Source organism: Variovorax sp. CCNWLW186, assembly GCF_037203865.1.
In the GTDB taxonomy this organism is placed as follows: Bacteria; Pseudomonadota; Gammaproteobacteria; order Burkholderiales; family Burkholderiaceae_C; genus Variovorax.
This window is the reverse complement of record NZ_JBBCBO010000001.1, coordinates 205,430-222,890: the sequence shown is the minus strand read 5'-3', so window position 1 is coordinate 222,890 and position 17,461 is coordinate 205,430. Positions and strand designations below refer to the sequence as shown.

The following is a 17,461-nucleotide window of genomic DNA, read 5'->3' as shown; positions in this document are numbered from 1 at the left end:
TCAGGCGAGCACGCGAGCGGCGCCTTGCATCAGCGGGAGAGCCCGGGCCGCTTGATGCGCCCCACACCCGGCTCGCCGAGGTCGAAGGTGGTCACGCCGTTCACCGTGGCATCGCTGCGCAGCGTTTCGGGGTGCGCCAGGGTTCGCCGCATGTCGCGCGCGCCGGCTTCCCAATGCTCTTCGACCGCGGCGCGCGAGAACTCGTAGTCCTTCGATTCGGCCTCATAGGGCTTGTCGCGGTAGATCAGGTGAAAGATGTCGATGGGGTGGTGCGTGAGCTCGGCCTGCACCGCAAGCACCGAGGGGTCATTGCGCAGGTTCGCGGGCAGCTTGGAGATCAGGTCCGCAATGGCTTGCTGCAGGTTGAGGTTGGCGGCCAGTGCATCGGTGTTCATGCGGGTGCGGCTTGAATAGGTGATGTCCTTCTGCCGCTCCAGCACGCCGGAAAGCGTGCGCGGCATCTCGCCGCGCGCATTGAAAAGGTCGACCTGCAGCACCACCAGCGGCTCGGAGCGCGGGTGAATGTCGAGCACGTATTGCAGCGGCGTGTTCGAGACGATGCCGCCGTCCCAGTAATCGTCGCCGTCGATGGTCACCGGCGCAAAGCCCGGCGGCAGCGCGCCGCTGGCCATGATGTGCTCCGGGCCGATGCGCTGGCGCGTGTTGTCGAAGTACACCGAGTTGCCGGTGCGCACATCGACCGCGCCCACGCTGAAGCGCGCCTCGCACGCATTGATGCGGTCGAAATCGATCAGACGCTCGAGCGTGAGCTTGAGCGGCGTGGTGTCGTAGTAGCTCAGGAGCGGTGCCGCGGCTCCCATCAACAATGCGGGCGAATAGCGCGGCTCGAAGAAACCCGGAATGCCGACCAGCATCGCCATGGAGGCGCTCCACTGGTTCTGCGCAGCGCGGTCGCCCAGCCATGCCGGCAGACGCTGCGCCGGCCCGGAAGACACCAGGTGCCAGAACTCCCGCAGCCTGTCGACCCGCTTGTCGGGCGCGTTGCCCGCGATCAGCGCGGCGTTGATGGCGCCGATCGAGACGCCGGCAATCCAGTGCGGCTGCAGGTCGGTCTCGCTGAGCGCGGCATAAACGCCGGCCTGGTAGGCGCCGAGGGCGCCTCCGCCCTGCAGCACCAGCGCCTTGCGCGCGGAGCGCATGTCTTCGCGGGGCGCTGCGAACGGGCTCAGGGTCTTCTTGCTTGCCGTGCGAGGCTTCCGGGGCTTCTTCGTCGTCATATGGTGTCATTTGACACCAGCCCCGCGACTGCAAGCTGACCGCAGTCGCCCTTACATCTTGGGCAGCATCTGTCCCCGGATCTCACCCGCCGGATTGGCCGCCGTGTGGATGTTGGCGTACCACTTGCCTGCAAGCAGGTCGGCGGCCTGTGCCGGCGTGAGCGTGGCCTGGCCTTCGATCGGGCTCTCCGTCCTGGCAAAGGGCAGCACCACGCCTGCATTGGCACCCGCTGCCGCGGGTCCGTGGAAGTGGCCGGCGGTGGCCGGGCCGCTGAGGCCGCTGTAGGTGATCTTGTATTTCAGGACGTTCGTGTCCCTGTTGAGCCAGGCTTCAGCCAGGCCGCTGCCGCGCGTCATGTTGGGCGGCACTTCGCTGGCGGCGTTCATGGTGCCGCTGAAGCTCGCGACGTTCGACTTCGACATCATCCCGCAGCCGGCCAGCGCAACGCTGGCTACGCCGGCGATGAGGGTTGCGCGCAAAAGAGTGCCATATCGGTTCATGAGCTTTATCTCCTGAGTTATGAAACCGCTTCAGCATAGGCAGCCCCGGCGCGTGCCGATGTCGGCCACCACCGCGACTTTCAGGGCCGCCGGCGCGGCGCCCCAAGCTGAAAGAGAATGCGGCGATGAACCCTGCCAACCTTCCCACCGCCCACGACGTGGTCGACTTCTGGCGCAGCGCCGGGCCCGACCGATGGTTTGCCAAGAACGATGCCTTCGATGCCGAGTTCGGCGGGCGCTTTCTCTCTGCGCACGAAGCCGCAGCTCTCGGCCAGCTCGACCATTGGGTGAACGACGCCGAGGGCGCGCTTGCGCTGATGGTGCTGCTGGACCAGTTCCCGCGCAACACCTGGCGCGGCAACGCGCGCATGCTTGCGACGGATGCGAAGGCGCTGGCCGTGGCCCGCACGGCAATTGAAGCGGGCCTCGACCTGAAGGTGGACGAAGCGCTGCGGCGCTTTTTCTACCTGCCCTTCATGCACTCCGAATCGCTGGCCGACCAGGAGCGTTCGGTCGAGCTCAATGCGGCGCTCGACGCCAACACGCAGCGCTTTGCGGTATTGCATCGCGACATCATTGCGCGTTTCGGCCGCTTTCCGCACCGCAACAAGCTGCTCGGGCGCACCAGCAGCGCCGAGGAACAGCGCTTCCTGGACGAAGGCGGCTTTGCCGGCTAGCGCTGGGGCAGCGGCTCCGACCGGGTGGGCGAAGGATTCGCGCTGGCGCTGTCCCTGGCGTTCTTGAGCGAGCCGTAAGTCTTGGCATACACCCAGGTGAACTCGGCGCCCAGGAGAAAAATCTGCGCCGAGTAGTACACCCACACCAGCACCACCACCAGCGAGCCCGCGGCACCATAGCCGGAGGCCACGCTGCTCTTGCCGATGTACAGGCCGATGAGATGTTTGCCCACGGTGAAGAGCAGCGCCGTGACCGCGGCGCCCACCCACACGTCGCGCCATTGCACCTTTGCGCGCGGCATGATCTTGTAGATCATCGCGAAGATCACCGTCACCATCGCAAAGCTGAAGACGAAGTTCACGGCCTGCGCCAGCGTCGCCCAGGCGCCGAACACCGGCGACCACCACTTGCTGAGCGCAGCCAGCGCCGCGCTCGCCACCAGCGATACCATGAGCAGAAAGCCGATGCCCATGATCATGCTGAACGACAGCAGGCGCACGCGCAGCAAGTTGAAGAGCCCCTTGTTCTTTGCGCGGGCCGGTGCGCGCCAGATGCGGTCGAGCGCGTCCTGCAGTTCGCCGAAGACGGTGGTCGCGCCAATCACCAGCAGGCCGATGCCGGCCACCGTGGCGACGATGCCTTCGGCCGGCTTGTTGACCGCCTGCAGCATGCTCTGCACCGCGGCCGCGCCCTGCTCGCCCATGAGGCCCGCAAGCTGCAGGAAGATTTCGCCTCGCGCGGCCTCCTGCCCGAACACCAGGCCCGCCACGGCGATCACGATCAGCAGCAGCGGCGCAATGGAAAACACCGTGTAGTAGGCCAGCGCGGCCCCCATGCTCGGGGCATAGTCGTTCGACCATGAGGCCACGGCCTCTTTGCACAGTTCGAAAAGCGCTCGCATCTGCATGATCATGAAGTCTCCCTTTTGAATGACACAACGGCATGTCAGCCCGCTGCCCGGCGTGTTGCAGGTAGGACTACGATAATCGCTCCACATGCATCCGTCTCCCTCAGGCGCGGCGGCGCCATCCGACCCTCCGCAACCGAAGTCGCCACGCGACCTTTTTGTTTCATTCACCTGGCTTGCGCTGCAGGGATTCGGCGGCGTGCTTGCTATCGTCCAGCGCGAAATGGTCGAGAAAAAGCGCTGGCTCACGCCCGAGCAGTTTCTGGAAGACTGGGCCGTGGCCCAGGTGATGCCGGGCCCCAACGTGGTCAACCTTGCGCTGATGATCGGCGACCGGTATTTCGGACTGCGCGGCGCCATCGCCGCCGTGGCCGGCATGCTCGCAATACCGCTCGTCGTCATCCTGATGCTGGCCGTGCTGTACGCGCACTACGCCGGCAACCCGCAGGTGGCGGGCGCACTGCGCGGCATGGGCGCGGTGTCAGGCGGGCTGATTGCCGCCACCGGCATCAAGCTGATTCCGCAGCTGCGCAAGCACCCGCTGGGCTTTGCCGCCTGCCTGGTGTTCGTGGCACTGGTGTTCGGCGCCATCGCGGTACTGAAGATTCCGCTCGGCTGGGTGCTGCTGGCGGTGGGCGGCGTGGCCTGTGCGTGGACCTGGCGGAGGATTGCGCCATGAGCACCGCCGGACCGCCCCAAGGTGCGAGCGCCCCCTCGGGGGGCAGCGAGCACACGCCAGTGCCGAGCGTGGGGGCCACATGAGCCCTGTCACGATCGCGATGCAGTGGCACGACTGGCTTGCACTCTTCGGCCAATACCTGTTGCTGTCGCTGCTGTCGATCAGCGGCGCCATCACCACGGTGCCCGACATGCACCGCTACCTGGTTGCGCAGCACGGCTGGCTCACTGAAGCGCAGTTCAGCTCGTCGGTGGCCATAGCCCAGGCAGCGCCTGGGCCCAACGTGCTTTTTGTCGCGCTCATGGGCTGGAACGTCGGCCTCAATGCGGGCGGCGGCATCGGCGCCGGGCCGAGCGCCTGGCTGCTCGGCTTTCTCGGGCTTTCGATCACCATGGTCGGCATCATGCTGCCAAGCACCACCCTCACCTACCTTGCCACCCGCTGGGGCCACCGCAACCGCGACAAGCGCGGAGTGCGCGCCTTCAAGCAGGGCATGGCGCCGGTGGTGGTGGGCCTGTTGATTGCCACCGGCTGGGTGCTCGCGGCGGGCAATCATTCGGGCGACGCGCCCGCCTGGCATCTGTGGCTGCTGAGCGCGGCGGCAACCCTTGTCGTGTGGCGCACGCGCATTCACTTGCTGTGGCTGCTCGGCGCGGGCGCGCTGCTCGGCGCCATCGGTTTTGTCTGATCCTCGCTCTTTTTAGGGAAGAAATTCATGTCGCAACTTCGCTCGCTGGGCCGCTCGGGCCTCCTGGTTTCACCGCTCGCCTTCGGCGGCAACGTGTTCGGCTGGACGGTGGACGAAGCCACCTCGTTCCGCCTGCTGGACGCCTGGCTGGATGCGGGCTTCAACTTCATCGACACGGCCGACGTCTATTCGAGCTGGGTGCCGGGCCATACCGGCGGTGAGTCCGAAACCATCATCGGCAAGTGGCTCAAGCAGAGCGGCAAGCGCAACCGCGTGGTGCTGGCCACCAAGGTCGGCAAGCCCATGGGTGACGGCAAGTCGGGCCTGTCGCCTACGTACATCCGCGAAGCGGTGGAGGCTTCGCTCAAGCGCCTGCAGACGGACTTCATCGACCTGTACCAGGCGCACGACGACGATACCGCCACGCCGCTGGAGGATTCACTGGGCGCTTTCGACGAGCTGATCAAGGCCGGCAAGGTGCGTGCCATCGGTGCCTCGAACTACAGCGCGCCGCGGCTGGCCGAAGCGCTCGATATATCCGAGCGGCTTGGCATTGCGCGCTACGAAAGCCTGCAGCCGCTCTACAACCTGTACGACCGCGCAGTGTTCGAGGACGAACTGGAACCGCTGTGCGTGAAGCGCGAAGTGGGCGTCATCAACTTTTATGCGCTGGCGGCCGGTTTTCTGACCGGCAAGTACCGCACCGAGGCCGACGCCTCGAAGAGCGCTCGCGGTGCCAATACCACCAAGAAGTACCTGAACCCGCGCGGGCTGCGCATTCTCGAGGCGCTGGACAAGGTGGCCCAGCAGTACAACGCCAAGCCGGGGCAGGTCGCCATCGCATGGCAGATCGCTCGGCCTTCGGTCACGGCGCCCATTGCCAGCGCAACTTCGATTGCCCAGCTGGAAGAACTGGTCGTGGCCACCCAGCTCAAGCTGGACGCCGGCACCATCCAGATGCTGGACCGTGCCAGCGAAGAAACCCCGGCCTGACACCGGGGGCCTGCCTACCCGTCGACCGGATTCAGCGGCGTCGAGAGAATCCGCTGATAAAAGGCCACGTCGAGCCAGCGGCCGAACTTGAACCCGGCCTGCCGAACCGTGCCGGCATGTTCGAAGCCCAGCCGTTCGTGCAGGCCGATGCTGCCGGCGTTCGCAGCATCGATGGCGCCGACCATCACATGCACGTCGCGCGCAGCCGCCTCCGCAATGATCGCCTCCATGAGCGTGCGGCCGAGGCCCGCGCCGCGGTGCCCGGCCTCGACGTACACCGAGTGCTCCACCGTGTACTTGTAGGCCGGAAAGGCCCTGAACGCGCCGTAGCTTGCAAAGCCCAGCAGCTTGCCGCTCTCGTCTTCCACGCCGATCACGGGAAAACCGTTGGCGCGCTTGGTGGCGAACCACGCCACCATGCTCTCGGGCGTGCGCGGCTTGTAGTCGTACAGCGCGGTCGAATTGACGATGGCTTCGTTGAGGATGGCGAGGATCGCGCCCGCGTGGGCTTCTTCGGTGCAGGTAATCAGGCGCATGTGGGTTCCTTTCGAACTGGCGGCGACGTGTGGGGTAGTTTTGTCTAATATAGGAGAATAATAGTCTCATATGAGAAACAATTCTTCTCCGCCCGACGAACCCGCCGACATCGACTCGCTCATTGCCGGCCGGCTTCTTGGGCTGCGCCAGGCCAAGGGGCTGAGCCTTGCGGGGCTGGCCAGTCTTTCAGGCGTCAGCAAGGCGATGATCTCGAAAGTCGAGCGTGCGGAAAGTAGCCCGACCGCCGTGTTGCTGGGCCGGCTTGCCGCGGGACTGGGCGTGCCGCTTGCGCAGCTGCTGACCGAAGACAAGGGCTCGCCGCGCCGGCTACGCGCCCGGGCGCAGCAGGAGGTCTGGCGCGACCCCGAGGCCGGCTATTTGCGCCGCCAGATTGCCGAGCGCGGTGCAAACAGCGGCGTGGAGATGGTGGAGATCGAACTGCCGCGCTCGGCCCAGGTCGGCTATCCGCGATGGAGCGGCAAGCCGTATCGCCAGTGCCTCTGGATGCTCGAAGGCGCGCTGCGAGTGGACTATGGCGACGAGCGTTTCGAACTGGCCGAGGGCGATTGCCTGGATTTTGGCGTGGACCGCCCCCTGGTCTTCAAGGCGCTTGGCCGCACTGGCTGCCGCTACCTGCTGGTTGCATCGCCTCCTTAAGCCTGCGCTGGCTTGCCCAGAAGTAGTAGGCAAGTTCCCACAGCGACTGGCGACGAAGGCCTGTGCCGGCTCCGGCACTGGCCGGGATACTGCAAGGCATCACAGTTTCGGGGAAACAAGCATGTCTTTTGTGCTCTACATGATCGGTTTTCTGATTTTCCTGGGTGGCCTCGCCTGGGGCGCATCGGTCGCCGGCGTGCCCACGCTCTACATCGGCATTGGCGCGCTGATCATCCTGGGCATCGGCATCTTCAGCGCGGTGGGACGCACACGCAGCAAAGACCCTTCCTGAGTTCGATGCTGGCTGCAGCCCATTCCACACAGGCTTCACGCCGCACGCGCATGGCCTAGCTAACTTCGCGTGCGCACCGCAGGTCGCGGTGCGCGTCGCCACAGGTTAGCTTCCCCATGTCCGTTTTCAGTTCCTTCGCCCATCTCGAAGGCACCTCTTCTCCCCTTTGCTACTCCTGCTCCGCTGACGGTCGTCGAACAGGTTTCGACCATCCCCAGCCGAGCAATCGGCCTCAGGTGCCGCGCTGGCGCATCGCCTCGTAGAGGCACACGCCGCTGGCCACCGAGACGTTCAGGCTTTCGACCGCTCCGGCCATCGGAATGCTCACGAGCTCGTCGCAGGTCTTGCGGGTGAGCTGGCGCATGCCCTCGCCTTCGGCGCCGAGCACCAACGCCAGCGGGCGTTTGAAGTCGCTCTGGTAGAGGGTGCCGGGCGCATCGTCGCTGGTGCCCACGCACCAGATGTTGCGTTCCTTGAGCTCGTTCAGCGTGCGCGCCAGGTTGGTCACCATGAAGTACGGCACGGTTTCGGCGGCGCCGCTCGCCACTTTGGCCACGGTGGCGTTGATGCCGGCCGCGTGGTCCTTGGGGGCGATGACCGCGTGCGCGCCGGCGCCGTCGGCCACGCGCAGGCAGGCGCCCAGGTTATGGGGGTCGGTCACCCCGTCGAGCACCAGCAGAAGGGGCACGGTGCCGGCTTCTTCGAGGCCCTCGAGCAGTTCGTCGAGCGAGCGGACCTGCGCAATGGGTTCGACCCGCGCCACCACGCCCTGGTGGCCGTGGCTGCCGCTGAGCTTGGCAAGGCGCAGGCCATCCGCCTCGACCAGCCTCACGCCGGCTTCCTGCGCACGCGCAATGAACTGTTTCATGCGCGCATCGCGCCGACTGGTGTCGAACATCACTTCGAGCACCGATTTCGGCGCGGTCTTGATGCGCACGCCCACGGCATGGAAGCCGAAGATCACTTTAGGGGAAGACATCCCCCGATTATCGAGGGCGACGCGACCTGCTCTTCAGGCAATCGGCAATCCGCTGTGCGCCCGGGTCTTTTCGTCGTGCAGTTCCTGCACGGCCAGCGCGTTCGGATGCACCCGGCCGCTGTTGCCGGCGCTCTCCAGGTACTGGCAGGCGGCATGGCTTTCGGCCGCCTTTTCATAGCGCGCCACCCAAGCGTCGCGCGCCGGCAGCTTCTCGGGGGACACGGGCCAGACACCCGGCTGCGGCCGCATGTGTTCGCCGATGCCGATGCGCCAGGGCTTGGCGCTCAACCGGGCGCGAAAGCAGTTCTGGTTGCGGCACATGCGCGCATAGGTCTTGTCGACGCCCAGCGCTTCAAAGCACTCGGCCACCGCCGGGTCGGCCGGGCTGAAGACGTCGTGCATCGCCAGCACGCGAAAGCCGGCCGGGGTACGGTAAAGGCGCAGATGCCAGTCCGGGTTTTGATGCACGAAGCGCCCGATACGCTCAGCCGCGCGCTTTTCGGGCGATGGGTTGCTGCTGGCCTCGCCGCGCTTCCTGGCCAGGCCGACGCGGTAGGCAACGATGAAGACCACGATGGCCGCAATCAGGCCGCCCAGCCAGGTCTTGGCGGCCCATCCGCCGACAACGCCCGCAATCAGCGCAGGCGCCAGCGCAAAGCCGAACACGCTGCCTCGCAGCGGCTCGTCGAAGTCGATGTCCACGAACAGCACATCGGGCGTGTTGAGGCAGCGCGCGCCGTAGCTGTTGCGCGTAATGACGGTGTCGCCCTGCCGCTCGACGATTTCCTCGCGGATGGGCACGCCGTGGGCGCCGTTGTAGGCCAGCTTGCGCTCGCGGCGGTCGAGCTGCTCGCCACGGGCGATGCGCTCGAAGGCTTCCTGCGTGCGCTGGTCGGCATGCGCCTGGGCGGCAATCGGGCTGTCGTCGGACCAGCCGTAGCGCCGCACGGTGATCTGCTTGCCCGCCACCCGCTCCTGAATTCGGCCTTCGGCCCAGAACTGCGGAACGATCATGCCTCGAGCGAGGCCACCAGCACAGGCTTCGACTCATTGAGCGCCATGCGCCCCGCTTCGATGGTGATGCGGCGCTCGCACTGTGCCGCTATGCCGCGGTCGTGAGTGACGAGCACGAGCGTGGTGCCGAGTTCGCGGTTCAGGTCGAACATCAGCCGCATCACCTGCTCGCCCGTCGCAAAGTCGAGGCTGCCGGTGGGCTCGTCGGCCAGCAGCAGGGCCGGCTGGACCACAAAGGCCCTGGCCAGCGCCACGCGCTGCTGTTCGCCGCCCGAAAGCACCTTGGGATAGTGGCCGAGCCGCTGCCCGAGCCCGACCCGTCCGAGCATCTCCGTGGCGGCCTTGCGCGCGTCCTTGCGGCCGGCCAGCTCCAGCGGCAGCATCACGTTTTCGAGTGCGCTCAGGTTGCCGAGCAGCTGGAAGCTCTGAAAGACGAAACCCACGCGTTGGGCCCTGAGAGCGGCGCGCGCGTCTTCGTCGATGGCAAAGATGTCGTCGCCCGCGAGCTTGACGGTGCCGCGCGTGGGCGTGTCCAGCCCCGCGATGATCGACAGCAAGGTACTCTTGCCGGAGCCCGAAGCCCCCACGATGGCGGCGGTTTCCCGCGCGCCCAGGGTGAAATCGATGTCCTGCAGAATGTCCAGCGTACCGGTCGAGTCTGTAACGGACTTGAACACGTGCTCGACGGCGACAATGGCTTCAGACGGGAGTTGGGACATGGAAAGGCTTTTCGTTTTGAATCGACGTGACTTTATCTTGACCGCCGCCGCATCCGGCATTGCAGGGGCATCGGCAACGGCGCACGCCCAGACCGCACAGGCTGCGGCACCTCGCAAACCGGTGATTCTGGTGCTCGGCGATTCGCTGAGCGCCGAATACGGCCTGAAGCGCGGAGAAGGCTGGGTGCCCCTGCTTGAGAAGCGGCTTGCCGAGCAAAAGATCCCGGCCACGGTGGTCAACGCCAGCATCAGCGGCGACACCAGCTCGGGCGGCCGCGCCCGCTTTGCCTCGCTGCTGGCGCAGCACAAGCCCAGCCACGTGGTGGTGGAGCTTGGCGCCAACGACGCGCTGCGCGGCCTGCCGCTTCAGAACACCGAGGAAAACCTGCTGCAGATCACCAAGGCCGCGCAGGCGGCCGGAGCCAAGGTGCTGATCGTCGGCATCCAGGTGCCGCCCAACTACGGCGGCGACTACACGCGGCGCTTCGAAGCGGTGTTCGGCAAGGTGGCCGGCGCCACCAAGGCGGCACTGGTGCCCTTTCTTCTCAAGGGCGTGGCCGATGCGCCCGATGCGCTGGCGCTCTTCCAGGCCGACCGCATTCACCCCACGGCCGCGGCACAGCCCCAGTTGCTAGAGAACGTGTGGCCGGAACTGCGCAAGCTGCTCGCTGCCAAATAGGCCCGGCACAAACAAAAAAGCCGCTGCAGGCCTTAGGGCTTGCAGCGGCTTTTTTTCGAAAGCGTCGATCGGTGAATCAACCGTTCTTGGTCGGCAGCTCGGGCACCGTCGGCGGGTCGCGCTCGAGCGAGGCCACGTCGGTTTCCGGGTCGCCCGGGGCGAGTCCTTCGCTGCTTGGAGAGAGCTTGCGATTGGCCTTCTCGCGGAGCTTCTCTTCCTTTTTCTTCTTCTTGGCCAGCTCCTTCTGGCGCTTTTCGTAGCCGTAATTTGGTGTTGCCACTGCTTCTCCTTGAGGCGAGACAGTCACGGTGACTGTGCGTAGCCTACTGTAAGCGATAACGGTGCAGTCTCAAGGCGCGGGGCCGGCGGGTGTTTCGAACTCGAACACACCTTGCAAACCTGGATAGCGCTGGTCCATGAACCAGCCCATGGCACCGGCGCCGGCCAGCATTGCCAGGACAAGGACCGCAATCATCCAGCCGACGTGTTCGCCCAGCGGCCAGACCAGAAACACGGCCAGTACCGGCAGCAGCGCGGCAAGGGACGAAAGCCACATCCACCGCCTAGGTGCCAGCATGGGCTCCCAGGTCTGAGGATCGATGCCGGCGTCGATGAACACCTCAGCGGCAAAGCGCAGCCGAGGCCGGGGCTGGGTGGCGAGCCGCAGCAGCAACGCCCGCAGGAGTGCGGCGCGGTTGCGAAAGCGCAGCACGCGCGGAGCGCCCATGGTCAGCGCCAATGGCAGCCTCACATCCATGGTTTCACCACCGCCCGCAGCCCGCTGGAAGACCAGCCGCTTGACGATCGCATCGCTCGAAGTGAATTCGGTTTTCACATCCTGCAGGCCGGCGCGCACGCGGCAGACCTCGCGCCAGGCCACCGCCTGCGGCGACGCCGGATTGCCCCAGCGCATGCCGTCGGCGTCGATCCGGATCGAGCCCTGGCCCACATGCGCAAATTGCCGCAGCAGATACCAGAGGCCGCCGCCCAGACCGGCGAGAAGCGCGAGCACGGCCAGCGCGACGATCCCCTCGTTGCCGTGCAGGTTCGACCAGTCGTCCTGCAGCACCACCGCGGCGGCAAAGGAGAGCGCCATCAGCGCAAAAAGCGCCACCAGCCCGCCCAGCAGGAGCCGCGTGGCGACGAGGTCCGGCACACCCTCCACCGCTCCATCACGCGCGAGCGCTTCCAGCACGTGCGCGGGAACCTCGAGCACGCGCGGCACGGCGACATGGGTATCCGCTGTGCGTGCCGGCGCCATGCCGCGGGCGGCCGGCGCGGCGATGGACTGGCTCTTGCGATTCTTTCTTGCCATGCGCCTGGGCAAGGCCTACATCTGCAGCAGCGCCTGCTGCAGGTCGGCGCGCAGGTCTTCCACGTCCTCCAGGCCGATCGAGAAGCGCACGAGCATGCCCTTGTGCGGCCAGGGCGCCACGTTGGCATCGCGCATCAGGCCGATGTCGTAGGGCACCACCAGGCTGACCGGGCCGCCCCATGAATAGCCGAGACGGAACAGGTTCAGGCTGTCGCAGAAGCGGTCGACCTGCTCGGTGCTGTAGCTCGCATCGAACACGACCGAGAACAGGCCCGCGGCCAGGTCGGTTTCGCCGCAGAGGGCGCGCCAGTTTTCATGGCCCGGCGATTCCTCCAGCGCCGGGTGGAGCACCTGCGCGATCTCTTCCCGGCCGCTGAGCCAGCGTGCCAGTTCGCGCGCGGTGCGGTCATGGGCGGCATAGCGCAGCCCGATGCTGGGCAGCGAGCGCAACAGCGTCTCCACGTCGCCCACGCCGACGCCGAAGCCCATGCGCATGTGGGTGAGCTTGAGCGCGCGGTGCAGCCGCTCGTCGCGGGTGGTGACGCTGCCCATCAGCACGTCGCCTCCGCCGCTCGGGTATTTGGTGAGCGCATGCACCGAGATGTCCACGCCCTGCCCGCTGCCGTTGAAATCGAAGGGGGCAAACGCCAGCCCCGCGCCCCAGGTGTTGTCCAGCGCCATGACCACGCCGCGGGCGCGGCAGATGTCCACCAGCGCCGGCAGATCGGGAAACTCCATCGTCACCGAACCCGCCGCCTCGACCCAGACGAGCCGCGTACGCTCCGAGAGCTTGGCCTGCAGGTCGGCCGGGTTCATCGCGTCGTACATGCGATGCGTGATGCCGAAGTTGGCCAGCTCGCCGGCGGCCAATGCCTTGTTGGGGCCATAGGCATTGTCGGGAATCAGCACCTCGTCGCCGCTCTTCAGGAAAGCAAAGGCAACCAGCGAGATGGCAGCAAGCCCGCTCGGCACCAGCAGGCATTCGGTGCCGCCTTCGAGGGTGGCCAGGCGTTCCTCGAGCGTGAAGGTGGTCGGCGTGCCGTGCAGGCCGTAGGTGTAGCCGGCCTTGGTTTTCCAGTCGCGCGCGCGCATGGCGGCCACGTCGGCGAAGAACACGGTCGAGGCCTTGTAGATGCCCGGCTGCGGCGCGGCGAAGTTGGCGGGGGGCTTGTAGGGATGGTGAATCAGGGTCGTGGAGGGCTTGCTCATGGCCCCGATGCTAGCGCGGCGTTTCGCCGCACAATGCGCCGATGGGCAACAGCCTGTTTTTCCCCTCACCCGAAAGGCAGCTTCCATGGCCATCCACGAGCTTTTTCCGTATCTCTGCGTCGACAACGCCGGCGCCGCCATCGACTTCTACTGCAAGGTCTTCGAGGTCAAGGAAATCTTCCGGCTGACCGAACCGAGCGGCCGCATCGGGCATGCGGAACTCGACTTCCACAACGGTGCGATCCTGATGCTTTCAGACGAGTTCGCCGAATACAGCATCCACAGCGCCAGGACGCTAGGCGGCACCGCGGTCACGCTGCATCTGCACGTGGACGATGCCGATGCCGTGGTGGCGCGGGCCGTCGAGGCCGGTGCCACGCTCGACATGGCGCCGCAGGACCAGTTCTATGGCGAGCGATCGGGCGTGTTCCGCGATCCGTTCGGGCATCGCTGGAACGTGGGCCACAGCATCGAGAAGCTGACGCCTGAAGAGATGCAGCGTCGCTACACCGCGATGTTCGATTCCGGCGGAGCGTAGGCACCGGTCGCACTGGGTTTCCGAGAGGTTTACCCGTTCACCGTTGGGCGCCGATGCTCGCGCTTTCTCGCTGCGCCTACTTCCTTCGAGATGGACGAGACCACGGTCGCCCACTCTTCGGCCGTGAGCAGCAGCGCGGTTTGCGAATGCAGGAGCGTGTCTTCCTTGTCCAGATGCGTGGACATGAACTGCCGGTGCTGCCGCAACAGGGCGCCGGCCTGCCCGGCCGCATCGGTGTCGCCGGACCGGGCGCGCTCGAGCAGCAGCCGCGCCTGCGAGATGAGGCCGTTGCAGCACTCGCTCTCGGCATCGAGCTGCTCGAGGAGCTCGTCGGCTTCGCGCGACCTGCCGCGAAGTATGTTCAGCATGACAACGCCTTTGGGGCGATGCGTGTTTTCTTCGAAGGCCCGAAGCCGCTCGATGATCTCGATGGCGGACGTTGCGCGTTGCCGAACGCTCGCCTCACCCCCCGCCTTCATCGCCTCGCGGAGGCAATCCAGCAATTCCCGGGTGCGAACGTGCTCGGCGCGCAAGATGGCCCACGCGCATTCGGCTGCCAACATGCCTGACTCCTTTGGAGCCGCTGACTGCTCCAAAACTGCCTGTGAACTTCAAGTTTTAACGCTATCGTTCTACATCGTTGCAGCGGGGACTGCAAGCCGTGGCGGCGCATACGCGCCGTGCGCCTACATGCCGGGGAACCTGGGGAACTGATGAGTTGCAGCCCCCCCCCGGGGGGCCGCTATCAGTTCAGACCGACCACTTCTCGAGCAGCTTTTCAGGCCCGAGCGAGTCGTAGCCTTCGAAGGGCTGGTGAATCCAGGGGTTGGTCGCGAGGTATTCGACCGAGTAGTCGGGCGTGAATGTCGACAGCGCCTTGGTCCAGAGCACGGCGCTGCGCAGCTCGGTAATCGGTGCGTAGTTGTTGCGCAGCATGTCCATCACCGCGTGCAGCGTGTGACCCGAATCGGCGAGGTCGTCCACAAGCAGCACCTTGCCGGCGATCTCGCCCTTGGGCGTGGTGATGTAGCGGGCGATGTCGAGGTGGCCCTGCACCGTGCCGGCGTCGGCGCGGTACGAGCTGGTCGACATGATGGCGAGCGGCTTGTCGAAGATGCGCGAAAGCACGTCGCCCGGACGCATGCCGCCGCGCGCAAGACAAAGAATGGTGTCGAACTCCCAGCCCGACTGGTGCACCTTGATCGCGAGCTTCTCGATCAGGTTGTGGTACTCGTCGTAGCTGACGTAGAGATGTTTGCCGTCTTCGGTCAACATGGTCTGGTTCGTTCCTGTTCAGTCGGCAAGATAAGGGTGGCGCATCATGATCGTGTGATCGCGGTCGGGGCTGGTCGACACCATGTGGATCGGCACGCCCGTGATCTGCTCGATGCGCTGCAGGTAGAGCCGCGCATTGACGGGCAGCTTGTCGTACTGCGTGACGCCGACGGTGCTTTCGGTCCAACCTTCGAGGGTTTCGTAGATGGGCGTGCAGCGTTCGATTTCGTCCGCGCCCATCGGCAGGATATCGGTGACCTCTCCGTCGAGTTCGTAGCCGGTGCACAGCTCGAGCTTTTCGAGGCCGTCCAGTACGTCGAGCTTGGTGATGCACAGGCCCGACAGGCCGTTGACCTGCGCCGAGCGCTTGAGCAGCGCGGCATCGAACCAGCCGCAGCGGCGGCTGCGGCCGGTGGTCACACCCTTTTCGGCGCCCACGGTGCTCATGTGATAGCCGGGCGTGCCCGGCGTCGCCCAGTCGAGCTCCGTCGGGAACGGACCGCCGCCCACGCGCGTGCAGTAGGCCTTGGTGATGCCCAGGATGTAGTGCAGCATGCCCGGGCCCACGCCCGAACCGGCGGCGGCATTGCCGGCCACGCAGTTGCTCGAGGTGACGTACGGGTAGGTGCCGTGGTCGACGTCGAGCAGCGTGCCTTGCGCGCCTTCGAACAGCAGGTTGGCGCCGGCCTTGTGCGCGTCGTTCAGTTCGCGCGACACGTCGGCCATCATCGGCTTGAGCAGTGCCGCATGGCGCATGGCCTCGTCGAACACCAGGTCGAAGTCGATGGCGGGCGCGCCGAGCACCTGGGTCAGCACATGGTTGTGCAAGTCGAGCAGCACGCGCAGCTTGGTGGCAAAGCGTTCGGGGTGCTTCAGGTCCTGCACGCGCAGCGCACGGCGGGCAATCTTGTCTTCGTAGGCCGGGCCGATGCCGCGGCCGGTGGTGCCGATCTTCTCGACGCCGCCCTTTTCGCGGTAGGTTTCGCGCGCAATGTCGAGCGCGGCATGGAACGGCAGGATCAGCGGGCAGGCCTCGCTGATGCGCAGGCGCGAACGCACTTCGACGCCGGCTTTCTCCAGGCCTTCGATTTCCTCGAAGAGCTTGGCCGCCGACAGCACCACGCCGTTGCCGATGTAGCACTTGACGCCCGGGCGCATGATGCCGCTCGGGATCAGGTGCAACGCGGTTTTCACACCGTTGATGACCAGCGTGTGGCCCGCGTTGTGGCCGCCCTGGAAGCGGACCACGCCCTGGGCGCTTTCCGTCAGCCAGTCGACCAGCTTGCCCTTGCCTTCGTCGCCCCACTGGGTACCGACGACGACCACGTTTCTTCCGGTGGTTACGCTCATGCTCGTTCCATTACTTCAAAAATTCAGATGGCTCGGACTTGCCACTGCCCTGCTTGCTCGACGAGCTCACGGTCGCAATGGAATTCATCGATTTCGCTGCCGTGGCCGGGCAGTACGCAGACCACGGTTTCGCCGGCCTTGCGCAGCCCCGCAATGGCCTGGCGCAGGCCGGCGGCGTCGCTCCACGGTGCGCGGATGGCAGCGCGCAGCGGCCGTGCCGGCAGCACGCCGACCAGCTCGCGCACGTCGAGGCTGAAGCCGACCGCGGGGCGGTTGCGGCCGAACACGGCACCGACTTCGTCGTAGCGGCCGCCGCGCACCAGCGCATCGGCCGCGCCCGGCACATAGATGCCGAAGCGCATGCCGCTGTAGTAGGCATAGCCTCGCAGGTCGGCCAAGTCGAAGCTGATCTGCCGCCCCGAATCGCCCTGCAGGCTGTCGGCAAGCTGCTTCAGTCCGGCGAGCGCCGCGCTCACGGCGGGGGTGCCCTTGAGGGCCTTGGCAGCCTCGTCGAGCACCGAGGCATCGCCATACAGCTGGACGAGGGCGCGCAAGCCGTCGCGAGACGGCGCCGGGAAGTTGCGCGTGAGCGCATGCAGCTCGCTTGCATCCTTGGCAACGAGGGCCGCATGCACGCGCGCCAGCACCGAGGCATCGACCGGCACGCCGGCAAACAGCGCCCGCACGATGCGTGCGTCCGCCAGGTCGACGATCAGGCCATTGCCGATGCCGGCCGCCTGAAGGCAGTCGAGTGCCAGCAGCAGGGTTTCGGTGTCGGCTTCGAGCCCGGCATGGCCGTAGATTTCAGCGCCGAACTGCAGCGGCTCGCGCGTGGCGTGCGGCCGATCCGGGCGGGTGTGCAGCACCGGGCCGCAGTAGCAAAGGCGGGCCACGCCCTCGCGGTTCAGCAAGTGGGCGTCGATGCGCGCCACCTGGGGGGTGGTGTCGGCGCGCAGGCCCATGCTGCGGCCCGAGAGCTGGTCAACGAGCTTGAAGGTTTGGAGGTCGAGCGCCTCGCCGGTGCCCGACAGCAACGACTCGAGGTGCTCGAGCAGCGGCGGCATTACCAGCTCGTAGCCATAGCCACGGGCGGTATCGAGCAGCTGGCGTCGAAGTTCTTCGATGTGGCGCGCCTCGGAAGGCAGCACATCGGCAATGTGATCCGGGAGGACCCAGGCGGACATGGGGATCGGGGGCGTGGTTAAACCGGGAT

22 protein-coding genes are annotated in these 17,461 nt (G+C 66.3%); 8 read left to right on the top strand and 14 right to left on the bottom strand.

The window, feature by feature from the left end:
* Window positions 1-29 precede the first annotated feature (29 nt).
* Window positions 30-1,238, bottom strand: coding sequence for a patatin-like phospholipase family protein (locus V9K97_RS01100; protein WP_337295962.1), 1,209 nt, complete (start codon window positions 1,236-1,238; stop codon window positions 30-32).
* A gap of 51 nt (window positions 1,239-1,289) precedes the next feature.
* Entirely contained in the window at window positions 1,290-1,739 is a 450-nt protein-coding gene (locus V9K97_RS01095; RefSeq protein ID WP_258505875.1) for a CHRD domain-containing protein, read from the bottom strand.
* 125 nt (window positions 1,740-1,864) lie between these two features.
* Between V9K97_RS01095 and V9K97_RS01090 the strand changes: the two genes are divergently transcribed.
* A complete protein-coding gene (locus tag V9K97_RS01090) occupies window positions 1,865-2,416 on the top strand; it encodes a DUF924 family protein (protein WP_337315857.1) in 552 nt (183 codons plus the stop codon).
* On the opposite strand, the gene V9K97_RS01085 is transcribed toward V9K97_RS01090, so the two are convergent.
* On the bottom strand, window positions 2,413-3,330 hold the full coding sequence (locus V9K97_RS01085; RefSeq protein WP_258505873.1) for a YihY/virulence factor BrkB family protein: 918 nt from the start codon (window positions 3,328-3,330) through the stop codon (window positions 2,413-2,415). The genes V9K97_RS01090 and V9K97_RS01085 overlap by 4 nt on opposite strands.
* Before the next feature lie 82 nt (window positions 3,331-3,412).
* Between V9K97_RS01085 and V9K97_RS01080 the strand changes: the two genes are divergently transcribed.
* From V9K97_RS01080 to V9K97_RS01070, 3 genes are all read left to right on the top strand, one after another.
* Window positions 3,413-4,003: a chromate transporter gene (locus V9K97_RS01080; RefSeq protein WP_258505872.1), complete on the top strand. Its 591-nt coding sequence runs from the start codon at window positions 3,413-3,415 to the stop codon at window positions 4,001-4,003.
* A 79-nt stretch (window positions 4,004-4,082) separates the two neighbouring features.
* Window positions 4,083-4,691 carry a chromate transporter gene (locus tag V9K97_RS01075; RefSeq protein ID WP_337295965.1) on the top strand — a complete coding sequence of 203 codons (609 nt, stop codon included), beginning with the start codon at window positions 4,083-4,085 and terminating at the stop codon, window positions 4,689-4,691.
* 27 nt (window positions 4,692-4,718) lie between these two features.
* The gene (locus V9K97_RS01070; protein ID WP_337315856.1) at window positions 4,719-5,684 is read left to right on the top strand and encodes an aldo/keto reductase; all 966 of its coding nucleotides are present in this window, start codon (window positions 4,719-4,721) and stop codon (window positions 5,682-5,684) included.
* Between the two features lie 14 nt (window positions 5,685-5,698).
* On the opposite strand, the gene V9K97_RS01065 is transcribed toward V9K97_RS01070, so the two are convergent.
* Window positions 5,699-6,220, bottom strand: coding sequence for a GNAT family N-acetyltransferase (locus V9K97_RS01065; RefSeq protein WP_337295967.1), 522 nt, complete (start codon window positions 6,218-6,220; stop codon window positions 5,699-5,701).
* Window positions 6,221-6,290: 70 nt separating this feature from the next.
* Between V9K97_RS01065 and V9K97_RS01060 the strand changes: the two genes are divergently transcribed.
* Both V9K97_RS01060 and V9K97_RS01055 read left to right on the top strand, forming a co-directional pair.
* Window positions 6,291-6,878, top strand: a complete 588-nt coding sequence (locus V9K97_RS01060; protein ID WP_337315855.1) for a helix-turn-helix domain-containing protein — start codon at window positions 6,291-6,293, stop codon at window positions 6,876-6,878.
* Between the two features lie 121 nt (window positions 6,879-6,999).
* On the top strand, window positions 7,000-7,170 hold the full coding sequence (locus tag V9K97_RS01055; protein WP_148110631.1) for a SoxR reducing system RseC family protein: 171 nt from the start codon (window positions 7,000-7,002) through the stop codon (window positions 7,168-7,170).
* A gap of 232 nt (window positions 7,171-7,402) precedes the next feature.
* Here V9K97_RS01055 and rlmB read toward each other — a convergent pair whose 3' ends face one another.
* Genes rlmB through V9K97_RS01040 form a run of 3 tightly spaced genes read right to left on the bottom strand, consistent with a single transcriptional unit; the run spans window position 7,403 to window position 9,882 of the window.
* The gene (gene rlmB / locus V9K97_RS01050; protein ID WP_258505868.1) at window positions 7,403-8,149 is read right to left on the bottom strand and encodes a 23S rRNA (guanosine(2251)-2'-O)-methyltransferase RlmB; all 747 of its coding nucleotides are present in this window, start codon (window positions 8,147-8,149) and stop codon (window positions 7,403-7,405) included.
* 33 nt (window positions 8,150-8,182) lie between these two features.
* Window positions 8,183-9,163: a hypothetical protein gene (locus V9K97_RS01045; protein ID WP_337315854.1), complete on the bottom strand. Its 981-nt coding sequence runs from the start codon at window positions 9,161-9,163 to the stop codon at window positions 8,183-8,185.
* Window positions 9,160-9,882 carry an ABC transporter ATP-binding protein gene (locus V9K97_RS01040; protein ID WP_126747300.1) on the bottom strand — a complete coding sequence of 241 codons (723 nt, stop codon included), beginning with the start codon at window positions 9,880-9,882 and terminating at the stop codon, window positions 9,160-9,162. The genes V9K97_RS01045 and V9K97_RS01040 overlap by 4 nt, the downstream gene beginning before the upstream one ends.
* On the opposite strand from V9K97_RS01040, the gene V9K97_RS01035 reads away from it, so the two are divergent.
* Window positions 9,881-10,561: an arylesterase gene (locus V9K97_RS01035; protein WP_337315853.1), complete on the top strand. Its 681-nt coding sequence runs from the start codon at window positions 9,881-9,883 to the stop codon at window positions 10,559-10,561. The two genes, V9K97_RS01040 and V9K97_RS01035, sit on opposite strands and share 2 nt — an antisense overlap.
* 76 nt (window positions 10,562-10,637) lie before the next feature.
* On the opposite strand, the gene V9K97_RS01030 is transcribed toward V9K97_RS01035, so the two are convergent.
* The 3 genes from V9K97_RS01030 to V9K97_RS01020 all read right to left on the bottom strand — a co-directional run bounded on the left by V9K97_RS01030 (window position 10,638) and on the right by V9K97_RS01020 (window position 13,085).
* Window positions 10,638-10,841, bottom strand: coding sequence for a hypothetical protein (locus V9K97_RS01030; RefSeq protein ID WP_126747299.1), 204 nt, complete (start codon window positions 10,839-10,841; stop codon window positions 10,638-10,640).
* Window positions 10,842-10,910: 69 nt separating this feature from the next.
* Window positions 10,911-11,876: a hypothetical protein gene (locus tag V9K97_RS01025; protein ID WP_337315852.1), complete on the bottom strand. Its 966-nt coding sequence runs from the start codon at window positions 11,874-11,876 to the stop codon at window positions 10,911-10,913.
* Between the two features lie 15 nt (window positions 11,877-11,891).
* A complete protein-coding gene (locus V9K97_RS01020; protein WP_337315851.1) occupies window positions 11,892-13,085 on the bottom strand; it encodes a PLP-dependent transferase in 1,194 nt (397 codons plus the stop codon).
* A gap of 85 nt (window positions 13,086-13,170) precedes the next feature.
* Between V9K97_RS01020 and V9K97_RS01015 the strand changes: the two genes are divergently transcribed.
* Window positions 13,171-13,623 carry a VOC family protein gene (locus V9K97_RS01015; protein ID WP_337315850.1) on the top strand — a complete coding sequence of 151 codons (453 nt, stop codon included), beginning with the start codon at window positions 13,171-13,173 and terminating at the stop codon, window positions 13,621-13,623.
* Between the two features lie 29 nt (window positions 13,624-13,652).
* Here the strand turns inward: V9K97_RS01015 and V9K97_RS01010 are convergent, their stop codons facing one another.
* From V9K97_RS01010 to V9K97_RS00995, 4 genes are all read right to left on the bottom strand, one after another.
* Window positions 13,653-14,186 (bottom strand): hemerythrin domain-containing protein, encoded by a 534-nt coding sequence (locus tag V9K97_RS01010; RefSeq protein WP_337295973.1) that lies wholly within the window; start codon window positions 14,184-14,186, stop codon window positions 13,653-13,655.
* 187 nt (window positions 14,187-14,373) lie between these two features.
* Window positions 14,374-14,898: a phosphoribosyltransferase gene (locus V9K97_RS01005; RefSeq protein WP_258505861.1), complete on the bottom strand. Its 525-nt coding sequence runs from the start codon at window positions 14,896-14,898 to the stop codon at window positions 14,374-14,376.
* 18 nt (window positions 14,899-14,916) lie between these two features.
* A complete protein-coding gene (locus tag V9K97_RS01000; RefSeq protein ID WP_337315849.1) occupies window positions 14,917-16,248 on the bottom strand; it encodes an adenylosuccinate synthase in 1,332 nt (443 codons plus the stop codon).
* Between the two features lie 23 nt (window positions 16,249-16,271).
* A complete protein-coding gene (locus V9K97_RS00995) occupies window positions 16,272-17,432 on the bottom strand; it encodes an ATP phosphoribosyltransferase regulatory subunit (RefSeq protein WP_126747291.1) in 1,161 nt (386 codons plus the stop codon).
* Window positions 17,433-17,461 lie beyond the last annotated feature (29 nt).